Annotated in this window: 7 protein-coding genes; all 7 read left to right on the top strand. The window is 72.7% G+C overall.

Annotated features, from left to right (window positions below):
* Window positions 1-35 precede the first annotated feature (35 nt).
* Window positions 36-2,636, top strand: coding sequence for a SpoIIE family protein phosphatase (locus JIW86_RS10830; protein ID WP_322975514.1), 2,601 nt, complete (start codon window positions 36-38; stop codon window positions 2,634-2,636).
* Window positions 2,637-3,002: 366 nt separating this feature from the next.
* Complete coding sequence (locus JIW86_RS10825) at window positions 3,003-3,242, top strand: hypothetical protein (RefSeq protein WP_257553557.1); 240 nt, start codon at window positions 3,003-3,005, stop codon at window positions 3,240-3,242.
* Between the two features lie 98 nt (window positions 3,243-3,340).
* On the top strand, window positions 3,341-4,147 hold the full coding sequence (locus JIW86_RS10820) for an HlyD family efflux transporter periplasmic adaptor subunit (protein WP_257553556.1): 807 nt from the start codon (window positions 3,341-3,343) through the stop codon (window positions 4,145-4,147).
* Between the two features lie 101 nt (window positions 4,148-4,248).
* Window positions 4,249-6,366, top strand: a complete 2,118-nt coding sequence (locus JIW86_RS10815; protein WP_257559286.1) for an NHLP family bacteriocin export ABC transporter peptidase/permease/ATPase subunit — start codon at window positions 4,249-4,251, stop codon at window positions 6,364-6,366.
* A 22-nt stretch (window positions 6,367-6,388) separates the two neighbouring features.
* Complete coding sequence (locus JIW86_RS10810; RefSeq protein WP_257559285.1) at window positions 6,389-9,250, top strand: NHLP bacteriocin export ABC transporter permease/ATPase subunit; 2,862 nt, start codon at window positions 6,389-6,391, stop codon at window positions 9,248-9,250.
* A gap of 166 nt (window positions 9,251-9,416) precedes the next feature.
* A complete protein-coding gene (locus JIW86_RS10805) occupies window positions 9,417-13,337 on the top strand; it encodes a Pls/PosA family non-ribosomal peptide synthetase (RefSeq protein ID WP_257553555.1) in 3,921 nt (1,306 codons plus the stop codon).
* A 22-nt stretch (window positions 13,338-13,359) separates the two neighbouring features.
* Window positions 13,360-14,712 (top strand): M1 family metallopeptidase, encoded by a 1,353-nt coding sequence (locus JIW86_RS10800; RefSeq protein ID WP_257553554.1) that lies wholly within the window; start codon window positions 13,360-13,362, stop codon window positions 14,710-14,712.
* The last annotated feature ends 2 nt before the right edge of the window (window positions 14,713-14,714 follow it).

Genomic DNA, 14,714 nt, shown 5'->3' with positions numbered 1-14,714 from the left:
CCGTAGGCAACAGAACCAGAAGCGTCGCCGGACAGGTGTTCGTCCTCCAGGTGGCGATCGTGGTGTTGCTCGCCGCCGGCTCGCTGCTGGCCCTGGTGCTCCAGTCGCGACACGACATCGACCGGGAAGCGCGCAGCCGGTCGGTGGCCGTCGCCCAGACCTTCGCGCACTCGCTGGGCCTGCAGGACGCGCTGAAGACGTCCGACCCGTCCGCCATCCTGCAACCCCTCGCCGAGACGACGCGCAAGGAAGCGGGCGTGGACTTCATCGTGGTGATGGACACCAAGGGCATCCGCTACAGCCACCCCCAGCCGGAACGCATCGGACAACGCTTCGTCGGCACGATCGAGCCCTCGCTCGCCGGGCAGGTCCACACCGAGAGCGTGCAGGGTCCGCTCGGCAAGGAGATCCAGGCGGTCGTGCCGGTCACCGCGCCCGACGGCAAGGTCGTCGGCCTGGTCTCGGCGGGCCTGACCGTGAAGAACGTGAGCGGCGTCGTCGACCGCCAGCTCCCCGTCATCCTGCTGGCCATCGCGACCGGCCTGGCCCTCGCCACCGGCGGCACGGCGCTGATCAGCAGACGACTACGGCGGCAGACCCACGGGCTCGGCACGCAGGAAATGACCCGCATGTACGAGCACCACGACGCGGTGCTCCACTCCGTCCGCGAAGGGGTGCTGATCACCGACGGTGACGGGCGGCTGCTGCTGGCGAACGACGAGGCCAAACGGCTGCTCGGGCTGCCGGAGGACGCCGACGGACGCCACATCGGGGACGTACCGGGCCTGGACCGCCGGATGGCGGACCTGTTGCTCTCCGGCCGGGAGACCACCGACGAGGTGCTCGAGACCGGGGACCGGCTGCTCGTGGTCAACCAGCGGCCCACCCACCCACGGGGCCGGGCCGAGGGCGCCGCGGTCACCATCCGCGACTCCACCGAGATGCAGGTCCTGACCAGCCGTGCGGAGACGGCCCGCAGGCGCCTCAAGCTGCTCTACGACGCCGGGGTCGACATCGGCACCTCCCTCGACGTGGTGCGGACGGCCGAGGAACTCGCCGCCGTCGCCGTCCCCCGGTTCGCGGACTACGTCACCGTCGACCTCGCCGATCCGGTGCTCGACGGGGACGAGCCCGGCCCGGGAGCCGACATGCGGCGCACGGCGGTCGGCGGCATCCGGTCCGACCACCCCCTCTACCCCCTCGGCCGGCTGATCGACTTCCTGCCGTCCACCCCGCAGGCGCGCGGTTACGGCACCGGTGAGGCGGAGCTGGTGCCCGACCTGGCCGAGGCGCCGGGCTGGCAGGCCCAGGACCCGCCGCGCGCACGGGCCATCGTCGAGTACGGGATCCACTCGCTCATCGCGGCCCCGCTGACGGCCCGGGGCGTCGTGCTCGGGGTGGTCAACTTCTGGCGGTCGCAGAAACCGGAGCCCTTCGACGAGGACGACATGTCACTGGCCGAGGAACTCGTCGCCCGCGCGGCGATCAGCATGGACAACGCGCGCCGCTACACCCGCGAGCACGCCCTCGCGGAGACGCTCCAGCGCAGCCTGCTGCCGCGCGCCCTGCCCGAGCAGAGCGCCGTGGACGTGGCGCACTTCTACCTGCCCGCGCAGTCCGGGGTGGGCGGGGACTGGTTCGACGTGATCCCGCTGCCCGGCAGCCGGGTCGCCCTGGTCGTCGGGGACGTCGTCGGGCACGGCCTGCACGCCGCGGCCACCATGGGACGGCTGCGCACCGCGGTGCACAACTTCTCCTCCCTCGACCTGCCGCCCGACGACCTGCTGGCCCGGCTCGACGACCTCGTCCAGCGCATCGACCACGACGACATCGGGGACGGCGACGGCGGAGGCGTCGGCGTACTGGGCGCGACCTGCCTGTACGCCGTGTACGACCCCGTGTCCCAGATCTGCACGATGGCGCGGGCGGGGCACCTGCCGCCCCTGATGGTCGCTCCCGACGGCACGACGCAGATCGTGGAACTGCCGACCGGGCCCCCGCTGGGCCTGGGCGGCATGCCGTTCGAGACCGCGGAGCTGTACCTGGAGGAGGGCAGCCAGCTCGTCCTGTACACGGACGGGCTGGTCGAGGAGCGGACCCGGGACATCGCCGAGGGGCTGGAGCTGCTGCGCGGGGCGCTGAGCCATCCCGGCCGGGACCCGCAGGAAAGCTGCCAGGCCGTGCTCGACGCCCTGCTCCCGGCCCGGCCCGGCGACGACGTGGCGCTGCTCATCGCACGGACGCGGACCCTGGGCCCGGACCGGGTCGCGCAGTGGGACGTGCCGTTCGAGCCGAGCGCGGTCGGCGCCGTACGCAACGCCGCGGCGCGCAAACTCGACGAGTGGGGCCTGGAGGAGCTCGGCTTCGCCACGGAACTGATCCTCAGCGAACTGGTCACCAACGCCGTGCGTCACGGCCGTGCGCCGGTGCGGGTGCGGCTGCTGCACGACCACACCCTGACCTGCGAGGTGTGGGACGGCAGCAGCACCGCCCCGCACCTGCGGTACGCCGCGACCACGGACGAGGGAGGGCGCGGGCTGTTCCTGGTGGCGCAGGTCAGCGACCACTGGGGCACCCGGTACACGCCCGAAGGCAAGGTCATCTGGGCGGAACTGATGCTGCCCGGTCCGGCCTGACCTCACCCACTGTGCTCGGCCCGTCACGGACCCGCGCCTTCCGGAAATCTGCACATCGTGTGCGCGAACGGGTCCGCCCGCGTTCACCGTTGCGCGAGATGTCGGGCATGTCCCGTGTGGTTGATGGGTGTTTGTCCCTTACCTTCTGCGCGGACGACAGGCCCCCCATTTCCGTTACTCGATCTCGCAGAGAAGCTGTGACCATTCGGTGAACGAAGCGGCACACCCGCCATTCGAGGCGGCCTTCCGTCCGTGAAAGGGCGTCAACGGGATTGGCCCGGCAGCCCGTTCGCGTGCTTACATCTTGCCCGCTGCGGCCGTCGAAAAATGCGGCCGAGTTCCCCCTGCAAATGAAAGGTGCGCATAATGCGTGACAACATCGAGACCCGTGAGATCGACGACACCGAGCTGGACGCCGTCTCCGGCGGTGTCATCAGCGTCTCCGGTGGTCTGGCCGGCGCCGTGACCAGCGACGTCAGCGGCGTCGTGGGCGTCGTGGGCTCCCTCAACACCGTCCAGGCCGCGCAGGGTCTCGTCGGCAACGTCCCCGGCCTGGTCTCGGGCATCACCGGCGTTTCCGTGAACCTCGGTCGCGCCGGTCTCTGAGTTGGATATCCCATGAACCCCGGAGCGCCCCCCACGGCTCCGGGGTTCATGGCTGCCCCTGCGTCAGGCCGAAGCGAATGCAGTTGAAGGAATAGTCCGTGCAGTTTCGTCAAAAGGCTCTTTCCAAGCTGCAATCGCCGGAAGAACTCGACCTGCCCGTACGCTTCGCGCGTCCGCAGGGGCGGCTCGTCCTGGCCGTCACGCTCCTCGTCATGGCCGCGGCGAGCTTCTGGGCCGTCACCGGCACCGTCTCCTCCAAGCTGAGCGCACCCGGCATCCTCACCCACGCCGAGGGCAGTTACGTGCTCCAGAGCCCGGTCGCGGGTCAGGTGACCGCCGTCCTCGCCGAGGAGGGCCGACTGCTGCCCCCCGGCGAGCCCCTGCTCACCATCCGTACGGAGCAGGGCGACCGGCCCGTGCGCGCGGTGACCGGAGGCCGGCTGACGTCATTGGTGGCACGGGTGGGTTCGGTCGTCACGACCGGCGCGGACGTGGCCACCCTGGAACACGTGAAGAACCCGGACGACCCCCTGGTGGCCGTGCTGTACGTGCCGGGCGCCGGCGGCTCCACGATCGCCGTGGGCTCCTCCGTCGACCTGACCGTCCAGTCGGTGCCCCAGCGGCAGTTCGGCGTACTGCGCGGCCGCGTCACCGCGGTCGGCCGCGCCCCCCAGACGCCCGCCCAGATCAGCGGCTTCCTCGGCGACAAGGGCCTCGCCGAACAGTTCTCCCGACAGGGCAACCCGATCGCGGTCCTGGTGGAGCTGGAACGCTCCTCCGCCACGAAGTCCGGCTACAAGTGGTCCTCCACGGACGGGCCCCCGTACGCCGTCGATTCCACGACCCCCGTCACCGGCGCCGTCCACCTCGCCGCGCAGCGCCCCGTCGACTGGCTGCTGCCGTGACCGCGTCGCGCAGGGCCGCCCAGGGCCGCTCCCGCCGCAGGTCCGCGCCCGCCCCCAGGATCAGGACGGCGCGCACCGTACGCACCCCCACCGTGCTCCAGATGGAGGCGGTGGAGTGCGGAGCCGCCGCCCTGGCCATGGTGCTCGGCCACTACGGCCGCTTCGTTCCCCTGGAGGAGCTGCGCATCGGCTGCGGAGTCTCCCGCGACGGCTCCCGCGCCAGCAACCTCCTCAAGGCCGCCCGCGGTTACGGGCTGAAGGCCAAGGGCATGCAGATGGACCTGGCCGCGCTCGCCGAGGTGAGCGCCCCGGCCGTGCTCTTCTGGGAGTTCAACCACTACGTCGTCTACGACGGGATGGGCCGCCGCTTCGGCCGCAGGGGCGTGTACGTCAACGACCCCGCCAAGGGCCGCCGGTTCGTCCCCATGGACGAGTTCGACACCAGCTTCACCGGGGTCGTGCTCACCTTCGAGCCCGGCGACGGCTTCCGCCGCGGCGGCCGCAAGCCGGGCGTCCTGGGCGCCATACCGGCCCACCTGCGCGGTACTTCGGGCACCATGGCCGCCGCCGTGATCTCCAGCCTCCTGCTGGTGGCCGTCGGCGCGTCGGTGCCCGCCCTGAGCCGCACCTACATCGACATGTTCCTCATCGGCGAGCAGACCTCCCTGCTGGGCGTGCTGTTCGCGGCCATGGCCGTCACCCTGGTGCTCACCGCCACGCTCACCGCGCTGCAACAGGCCAATCTGCTGCGCGGGCGGATCATCGCCTCCACCCTCGGCAGCGCCCGCTTCCTGCGGCACCTGCTCCGGCTCCCGGTCACCTTCTACTCCCAGCGCAACCCGGCCGACCTCGTGCAGCGCCTGCAGTCCAACGACGCCGTCGCCGAAACCCTCGCCCGGGACCTGGCTGCCGCGGGCGTGGACGCCGTGGTGGTCGTGCTGTACGCCGTGCTGCTGTGGACCTACGACCCGCAGCTCACCGTCGTCGGCGTACTGATCGCGCTGCTCAACGTGGTGGCCATGCGCATCGTGATCCGGCTGAGGGCCACCGGCACCCAGAAGCTGCGCGCCGAGAGCGCCCGGCTGACGAACACCTCCTACAGCGGCCTCCAGCTCATCGAGACGATGAAGGCCACCGGCGGCGAGAACGGCTTCTTCCGCCGCTGGGCCGGACAGCACGCGGTCACCCTCGACGTACAGCAGCGGCTCGGCGTGCCCGGCGCGTGGCTGGCGATCGTCGCGCCCACACTCGCGGCCCTCAACAGCGCGCTGATCCTGATGATCGGCGGCGTGCGGGCGGTGGAGGGGCACCTCTCCGTCGGTCTGCTCGTCGCCTTCCAGGCCCTGGTGACCAGCTTCACCGCGCCGATCTCCCGGCTGGGCGGCGTCGCCGGACGGATCCAGGACTTCGCGGCCGACGTGGCCCGCCTCAAGGACGTCGAGAACTTTCCCGTCGACCCGGTCTTCTCGCGGCGCGAGCCCGCCGCCGGCACCCGCCGCCTCAAGGGGCACGTGGAACTGGACAACGTCACCTTCGGCTACAGCCCGCTGGACGCGCCGCTCCTCAAGGACTTCTCGCTGGCGGTCGGCCCCGGGCAGCAGGTCGCGCTCGTCGGCGGCTCCGGCAGCGGCAAGTCCACCGTGTCACGGCTGATGTCGGGCCTCCACACCCCCTGGAAGGGGGCCATCCGCATCGACGGGATGCGGCTGGAGGACATCCCGCGCAGCGCGCTCGCCGCCTCCGTCTCCTTCGTCGACCAGGACGTCTTCCTCTTCGAGGGCACCGTCCGCGACAACGTCACGCTGTGGGACCCCTCCATCCCCGACGAGGCCGTCATCGCCGCCCTCGAGGACGCCGCCGTCCACGACGTGGTCGCCCGCCGCCCGGGCGGCATCCACAGCCGCGTGGAGCAGGACGGCCGCAACTTCTCCGGTGGCCAGCGCCAGCGGCTGGAGATCGCCCGGGCACTGGTGCGCCGCCCCAGCGTCATGGTCCTCGACGAAGTGACCAGCGCCCTGGACGCGGTGACCGAACAGGCCGTCATCGACAACCTGCGGCGCCGCGGCTGCGCCTGTGTGGTCATCGCCCACCGGCTGAGCACGGTGCGCGACAGCGACGAGATCGTCGTCCTCGACCGGGGCACCGTCGTGGAACGCGGCCGGCACGAGTACCTGCTCGCCGCGCAGGGCGCGTACGCCGCACTGGTCAAGGAGCACTGAAGTGACGTACGCGCACCAGGCCATGGCCGCCGCCGCACCCTGGGACGGCGCCCCGGGCGGGCCGTACGACCCGGTCGTCGCGGCCCTGGGCCAGCTGGGCTCACCGGTCGACTGCACGGGGCTGCGCAGCCTGTCCCTGGAGGGCCCGCTCGTCCTGTGGCTCGTCGTGCACGGCGAGCTGGACCTCTTCGCCGTCGACGCGGCGCAGGCCGGGCACTGGCACTTCCTGGGCCGGCTTGGGGCGGGCACGCTGCTGCTGGGCCCGGTCGACGGCCCCGAGCACACCCTGGTCGCCCGGCCCCTGCAAGGGTGCCTGCTGCGCCGCATCGAGCTGCGGGAGCTGTCCGCCGCGGACTACGGCGCGCCGTACCCCCACGGGTGGACCGACCAGGGGGAGTACGGCGCCCCGGCGGCGCCCCAGCCCAGCCCTCTCGAGGACGCGTTCGCGCGCGGCATCGGCCGCGGCCTGCGCGTGCTCTACCAGGCGCCGCTGGACGGCCGCGCCGCCACCGGGCCGGGCGAGGCCGACGACGACATCCTGTGGATGCAGGTCACCCCTGGCAGCGTGCGGTACGGCGCGGTGTACGAGCAGGGCACGGCCGGCACCCTCCTCGTCGACCCGGCGATGTGGCAGGGCATGGTCGACCAGCAGTACCGGCTGCTGTACGCCCTGGACCGCTCGATCGAGGAGCTCGAGCGCGCCCACGAGGACCGCATGGCGGCCGGCATCGAGGCCGGCCAGGCAGCCCGTACCCAGGCGGACCGGACGCTGCTGGCCTCCATCGGCCGCTCGGGCGGCCGTTCCCGTCACCGGGGCGCGAGCGTCGACGCGACCCTCGCCGTGTGCCGCCTGGTCGCCGAAGAAGCCCGCATCACCCTGACCGAACCGGGCGGGGCGGGCGCGGATTCCGAGCGGACCGACCCCGTCGAACGCATCGCGCTCGCCTCCCGGGTGCGCACCCGCGTGGTCAGGCTCAGCGGGCGCTGGTGGCGGGAGAACAGCGGACCCCTGGTGGGCCGGCGCGAGAAGGACGGCACCCCGGTCGCCCTGCTGTGGCGGCGCGGCCGCTACGAGGCGGTCGACCCCGCCACCGGCACGCGCGAGCGCATCGACCGCAGCGGTGAGGCCGCCTTCGAACCGCGCGCCGTCATGTTCTACCGCCCGCTGCCCGACGGGCGGGTGGGCCTGCCGGCCCTGCTCCGCTTCAGCCTGCGCGGCACCCTGCCGGAGCTGCGCAGCCTGGCCCTGGGCGGGCTGGTCGCCGTGATCCTGGGCGCACTGGTGCCCATCGCCACCGGCCGGGTGCTCGGCCGGTACGTCCCCCAGGCCGAGAACAGCCTCATCGTGCAGACCGCGCTGGGACTCATCGCGACCGGCGTCGTCGCGGCCGCCTTCATGCTGCTGCAGAACATGTCGATCCTGCGCCTGGAGGGCCGTATCGAGGCCACCTTGCAGCCGGCGGTGTGGGACCGGCTGCTGAGGCTGCCGACGCGGTTCTTCACCGGCCGCTCCACCGGCGAACTGGCCAGTGCGGCCATGGGCATCAGTGCCATCCGCGGCATGCTGTCCGGGATCGGCTCGGTCTGCGTACAGGCCGGCGCCGTCGCCGCGATGAACCTCGTCCTGCTGCTCGTCTACAGCGTGCCGCTGGCGATGGCGGCGCTCGCCATGCTCGTCGTCGTCGCGGCGGTGTTCCTGGGCCTGGGGCTGTGGCAGCTGCGCTACCAGCGCCGGCTGGTCAGACTCGGCAACCAGCTCAACAATCAGGCCTTCCAGACCCTGCGCGGGCTGCCCAAGCTGCGCGTCGCCGCGGCCGAGAGCTTCGCCTACGCCGCCTGGGCAAGGGAGTTCGCCCGTACCCGCGAACTGCATCAGCGCGTCGGCCGGGTACAGAACGTGACCACCGTGCTGGGCGCGGTGTACCTGCCGCTGTGCACGCTGGTGATGTTCGCGCTGCTGGCAGGGCCGGCCCGCGGCGCCATGTCCGCTGCCGAGTTCCTCACCTTCAGCACCGCGCTGACCATGCTGATGTCCTCGGTCACGCAGCTGACCGGCGCACTCATTTCGGTCGCCGCGGTGCTGCCGATGTTCGAGCAGGTCAGACCGCTCCTGCGGGAGGCCCCGGAGGCCGGCCGTGCCAGCATCCGACCGGGCGAGCTGACCGGCGCCGTCGAAGCCAAGAACCTGTCCTTCCGCTACGCCGACGACGGCCCGCCGGTACTCGACGGCATCGACTTCCAGGTGCGGCAGGGGGAGTTCGTCGCGATCGTCGGGGCCAGCGGCTGCGGCAAGTCGACCCTGCTGCGGCTGCTCATCGGCTTCGACAAGCCCGCCACCGGCAGCGTGCTGTACGACGGCCAGGACCTGGCGGCACTCGACCAGGCGGCCGTGCGCCGCCAGTGCGGCGTCGTCCTGCAGAACGCGCAGCCCTTCACCGGCTCGATCCTCGACTGCATATGCGGCGCCGAGGCGTTCTCGCTCGAGGAGGCGTGGGAGGCGGCCGCGATGGCCGGACTGGCCGAGGACATCAAGGCCATGCCGATGGGCATGCACACCATGCTGTCCGACGGCGGCGGCACCGTCTCTGGCGGCCAGCGCCAGCGGCTGATGATCGCCCAGGCCCTCATCCGCAAGCCCCGCGTCCTGTTCTTCGACGAGGCCACCAGCGCGCTGGACAACGAGGCCCAGCGCGTGGTTATCGAATCCACCCGCGCCCTGCACGCCACCCGCATCGTGATCGCCCACCGGCTGTCCACGATCATGGACGCCGACCGGGTGATCGCCATGGCGGACGGCCGGATCGTCCAGCAGGGCACCCCCGCCGACCTGCTCGCCGACACGAGCGGCCTGTTCCACGAACTGGTCCGCCGCCAGCTCAGCTGACCCGCCTGGATACCGTCTCTTCCCGGCCACGCGCAAGGGTTCAACCTGAAAAATCTCGATGACGCACTAGAATGGAGGGTTGTTTGGCGTCGGACCGGAACAACCCGGGCAATCCCGGGCTCCGCCGGCGACCCGGGACGCATCCGGGAACGAGACGCGAGGGCCGATGGCAGCCACACCTGAGCACGGTGAACTCACTCTGCTCGACGACGGGGCAGTGCTCGACGGAGAAGCGCTCGAGGAGTCCGGCAAATCCGCCCGGTTCTCCGCCGGGCCCGCCGCCCCGCCGCGCACCCTCGTCGACATCCTCGAGGCCTCCGTTCGGGCGTACCCCGACGAGCCCGCCCTGGACGACGGCGCCGCCCAGCTGACCTACCGGGCGCTGGCCGCCGAGGTCGAGCGCAGGCGGCGCGCCCTCGCGGCCGCCGGAGTGGGGCTCGGCGACCGGGTCGGCGTACGCGTGCCGTCCGGGACCAACGAGCTGTACGTGGCCATCCTCGCCGTACTCGCCGCGGGCGCCGCCTACGTGCCGGTCGACGCCGAGGACCCCGACGAGCGGGCCGAGCTGGTCTTCGGCGAGGCCGGGGTGCGGGCGGTGCTGGGCGCCGGACAGCGCATCGACGTCACCGCACCCGCCGACGCCGCCGCCCCCGCCGCCCGGCCCGGCCCCGAGCACGACGCGTGGATCATCTTCACCTCCGGCTCCACCGGCAAGCCCAAGGGCGTCGCTGTCAGCCACCGCAGCGCCGCCGCCTTCGTGGACGCCGAGGCCGCGCTGTTCCTCGCCGAGGAGCCGATCGGACCCGGCGACCGGGTCATGGCCGGACTGTCCGTCGCCTTCGACGCCTCCTGCGAGGAGATGTGGCTGGCCTGGCGCTACGGCGCCTGCCTCGTGCCCGTCCCCCGCTCCCAGGTGCGCAGCGGCGCCGACCTCGGCCCCTGGCTGGTGGAACAGGAGATCACCGTGGTCTCCACCGTGCCCACCCTGGCCGCCCTCTGGGAGCCCGAGGCCCTCAACGAGGTCCGGCTGCTGATCTTCGGCGGCGAGGCCTGCCCGCCCGAGCTGACCCAGCGCCTGGTCACCGAGGGCCGCGAGGTCTGGAACACGTACGGCCCCACCGAGGCCACCGTCGTCGCCTGCGCCTCGCTCCTGACCGGCGAGGAGCCGATCCGGATCGGCCTCCCGCTGAACGGCTGGGAACTGGCCGTGGTCGACGAGTCCGGCGAGCCCGTGCCGATGGGCGGCAGCGGCCAGCTCGTCATCGGCGGCGTCGGCCTCGCCCGCTACCTGGACCCCGAGAAGGACGCCGAGAAGTACGCCCCGCTCGAATCCCTCGGCTGGGAGCGCGCCTACCGCAGCGGCGACCTCGTCCGCGCGGAACCGGAAGGGCTGGTCTTCCTCGGCCGCGGTGACGAGCAGATCAAGCTCGGCGGCCGCCGGATCGAGCTGGGCGAGGTGGACGCCGCGCTGCAGGCCCTGCCCTGCGTCGCCGGCGCGGCCGCCGCCGTGCGCACGGCACGCAGCGGCAACCAGCTGCTCGTCGGCTACCTGGTCGCCCAGGAGGGCTGGGACCACGCGGAGGCGGTGACGCGGCTGCGCGCCGAGCTGCCCGCGGCCCTCGTACCGCTGCTCGCACCGGTCGAGGAGCTGCCGACCCGTACCTCCGGCAAGGTGGACCGGGACGCGCTGCCCTGGCCGCTGCCCGAACTCGAGACCACCGGCCCCGCCGAGCAGCTGTACGGCACCGAGGCCTGGCTCGCCGAGCAGTGGAGCGAGACCCTCGGCGTGGCCGTCACCGGCGCCGCCGACGACTTCTTCGCGATCGGCGGCAGCAGCCTCGCCGCTGCCCAGCTCACCACCCGGCTGCGCTCCCGCTACCCGCGCGCGGCCGTACTCGACATCTACCAGCAGCCCACCCTGCGCAAGCTCGCCCGGCGGCTGGAGAAGTCCGTACGGGACGACGACGCGGCCCGGACCGTCGCCCCGGTCCCGCTCCGCTCCAAGGTGATCCAGTCGCTCCTGCTGCTCCCGCTGTTCACCCTGGTCGGCCTGCGCTGGACGGTGGCGCTGCTGGCCCTGGGCAACGTGCTGCACTGGTTCGGGCCCTACCCGTGGGCCCCGGCCGCCTCCTGGTGGCTCGTCGCCGCCGGTACGGCACTGCTCTACAGCCCTCCGGGCCGCCTCGCGATCGCGGCGGGCGGCGCACGCCTGCTGCTGCGCGGGGTGAAGGCGGGCCGCTACCCCCGCGGCGGAAGCGTCCACCTGAGGCTGTGGACGGCCGAGCGGCTGGCCGAGTACGTCGGCGCGACCCAGCTCACCGGCTCCTGGCTGGAGCGCTACGGCCGGGCCCTCGGCGCCAAGATCGGCCCCGAGGTGGACCTGCACTCGCTGCCGCCGGTCACGGGCATGCTCAAGCTCGGCCGCGGCTGCGCCGTGGAATCCGAGGTGGACCTCTCCGGGCACTGGCTGGACGGGGACCGGCTCGAGATGGGCCCGGTCAAGGTCGGCGCGGGCGCCGTCGTCGGCACCCGCAGCATCCTGTTCCCCGGCGCGCGGGTCGGCAAGCGGGCCGAGGTGGCCCCCGGCTCCGCCGTGGTCGGACAGATCCCGACCGGCCAGCGCTGGGCCGGAGCGCCCGCCGGCAAGCTCGGCAAGGCCAAGCGGAACTGGCCCAAGGAACGCCCGCCGCGCGGGCTCTTCTGGCGTGCCGCCTACGGGGCGGCCGGCTTCTGCCTCACGGCCCTGCCCGTGCTCGCCACCCTGCCCGCCCTGCTCGTGGTGAGCCGGTTCGTGCCCGCCGACGCCGGGCTCGTCCCGGCCCTGCGCGGAGCGCTGCTCGCCGTGGTGCCCGGGGCGCTCGCCTTCGGATTCGCGTACGCGCTGCTCCTGCTGGTCTCCGTACGCCTCCTCAGCCTCGGGCTGCGCACGGGAAACCACCCGACGCACAGCCGGGTCGGCTGGCAGGCCTGGACGGTCACCCAGCTGATGGACCTGTCCCGGGAGACGCTCTTCCCGCTGTACGCCGGACTGATCACACCGGTGTGGCTGCGGCTGCTCGGCATGAAGATCGGCCGGGGCGCGGAGGTGTCCACCGTGCTCGCCCTGCCGAGCCTCACCACGGTGGGCGAGGGCGCGTTCCTCGCCGACGACACCCTGACCGCCCCCTACGAACTGGGCGGCGGCTGGATGCGGATCGGACACTCCGAGATCGGCCGCCGGGCGTTCCTCGGCAACTCCGGAATGACCGCACCGGGCCGCACCGTCCCGGACGACGGGCTGGTCGGCGTCCTGTCCGCCACCCCGAAGAAGGCCAAGAAGGGCAGCTCCTACCTGGGCCTGCCGCCCGTCCGGCTGCCGCGCTCCGCCGCGGACTCCGACGCGAGCCGGACCTACGATCCGCCCGCGCGGCTGCTGTGGGCGCGCGGCCTGGTGGAGCTGTGCCGACTCGTCCCGGTGTTCTGCTCGGCCGCCCTGGCCGTACTGACCGTGGCCGCGCTCTGCGCGCTGATCACGACGAGCGGCCTCGGGATCTGGGGCACCGCGCTGCTGTCCGGAGCGGTCCTGGTCGCCGCCGGTGTGGCCGCGTGCGTGGTCTCCGTGGCCGCGAAGTGGCTGCTGGTGGGCCGCCACCGGGCGGGGGAGCACCCGCTGTGGAGCGGCTTCGTATGGCGCAACGAGCTGGCCGACACCTTCGTCGAGGTCCTGGCCGTGCCGTGGCTGGCCGGATCGGTGCCCGGCACGCCGGTGCTGGCCCTGTGGCTGCGCTCGCTCGGTGCCCGGATCGGCCGGGGCGTGTGGTGCGAGAGCTACTGGCTGCCCGAGACGGACCTGGTGGTGCTGGGCGACGGGGTCAGCGTGAACCGTGGCTGTGTGTTGCAGACGCACCTCTTCCACGACCGGATCTTGAGGACGGATACTGTGGTCCTCCGTGAGGGCGCCACCCTGGGCCCGGGCGGAATCGTCCTGCCCGGGAGTACGGTCGGGGCGCGCAGCACCCTGGGTCCCGCCTCCCTCGTGATGGCCGGGGAATCCGTGCCCGCCGACTCCCGCTGGCTGGGCAATCCGATCGAGGCGTGGCGGTCCTGACAGGGCCAGAACGGAAGCGGCAGTGAACGGCCAGCAGACAGCGGTATCGGACCCGTACTTTCCGGCCAACGGCGACTCCCGTTACCGCGTGCACCGGTACGAACTCGCTCTGGAATACCGGCCCGGCCCCAACCGGCTGGCCGGGACGGCCCGGCTCAGCGCGATCGCCGGGCGGGCGCCGCTCTCCGAGTTCCACCTGAACCTGGCCGATTTCAAAATAGGCCGCGTCCTCCTGAACGGCCGGGCCCCCCTCTACACGCACCGGGGCGGCAAGCTCCGCGTCCGGCTGGCCAAGCCGCTGCCCGCCGGCGCCGCCTTCACCGTGGAGGTGCACTGGGCGGGCAACCCCAAGCCGGTGCGCAGCCCCTGGGGCGGCCTCGGCTGGGAGGAACTGACCGACGGCGCGCTGGTGGCCAGCCAGCCGGTCGGCGCGCCCTCCTGGTACCCGTGCAACGACCGCCCCGGCGACAAGGCCTCGTACCAGATCTCGGTCAACACGCCCTCCCCCTACACGGTGGTCGCGGGCGGCCGGCTGCTCACCCGGACCACGAAGGCCAGCACGACCACCTGGGTGTACGAGCAGTCCGCGCCGACCTCCAGCTACCTGGTCGGCCTGTCCATCGGCATGTACCAGACGGTGCTGCTCGGCGACCCCGGGCTCGGCGGCGTTCCGCAGAGCGCCCACGTGCCGGCGCACCTGCTGGCGCGGTTCTCCCGCGACTTCGCCCGGCAGCCCGCCATGATGCAGCTGTTCGAGGAACTGTTCGGGCCCTACCCCTTCGGCGAGTACGCGGTGGTCGTCGCCGACGAGGAACTGGACGTCCCGGTGGAGGCCCAGGGCCTCTCCACGTTCGGCGTCAACCACGTCGACGGCGTCCGCGGTTCGGAGCGGCTCATCGCCCACGAGCTGGCGCACCAGTGGTTCGGCAACAGCGTGACCATCGCCGACTGGCGGCACATCTGGCTGAACGAGGGCTTCGCGAAGTACGCCGAATGGCTCTGGTCGGAGCGCTCCGGCGGCCGCACCGCGCACGAGCTGGCCGCCACCGCGCACCGGCTGCTGGCCTCGCAGCCGCAGGACCTCCGGCTGGTCGACCCGGGCCGCAAGCTGATGTTCGACGACCGCCTGTACCAGCGCGGGGGGCTCGCCGTGCACGCGATCCGCCGCGCCCTGGGCGACGCCGCGTTCTTCCGCATGCTGCGCGACTGGGCCACCGTGCACCGGCACGGTGTGGTGACCACCGGCAACTTCACCGGCCATGTGGCCCGCTACGCGACCGAGCCGATGGACGACCTGTTCTCGGCCTGGCTGTACGAGCCGTCCCTCCCGCCGCTCCCGATGCCGCCGATGCCGCTGCGTCCGCCGCTGACTTAGGA

The organism is Streptomyces sp. NBC_00162 (genome assembly GCF_024611995.1).
Classification (GTDB): domain Bacteria; phylum Actinomycetota; class Actinomycetes; order Streptomycetales; family Streptomycetaceae; genus Streptomyces.
The sequence above is the reverse complement of the archived record's forward strand: the minus strand, read 5'-3'. Positions and strand labels throughout refer to the sequence as shown.

Bases quoted from the DNA above. Each gene is read 5' to 3' on its own strand.
- JIW86_RS10825 (WP_257553557.1), top strand. From the start codon at position 3,003: ATGCGTGACAACATCGAGACCCGTGAGATCGACGACACCGAGCTGGAC.
- JIW86_RS10815 (WP_257559286.1), top strand. From the start codon at position 4,249: ATGGAGGCGGTGGAGTGCGGAGCCGCCGCCCTGGCCATGGTGCTCGGC.
- JIW86_RS10805 (WP_257553555.1), top strand. From the start codon at position 9,417: ATGGCAGCCACACCTGAGCACGGTGAACTCACTCTGCTCGACGACGGG.
- JIW86_RS10810 (WP_257559285.1), top strand. From the start codon at position 6,389: ATGGCCGCCGCCGCACCCTGGGACGGCGCCCCGGGCGGGCCGTACGAC.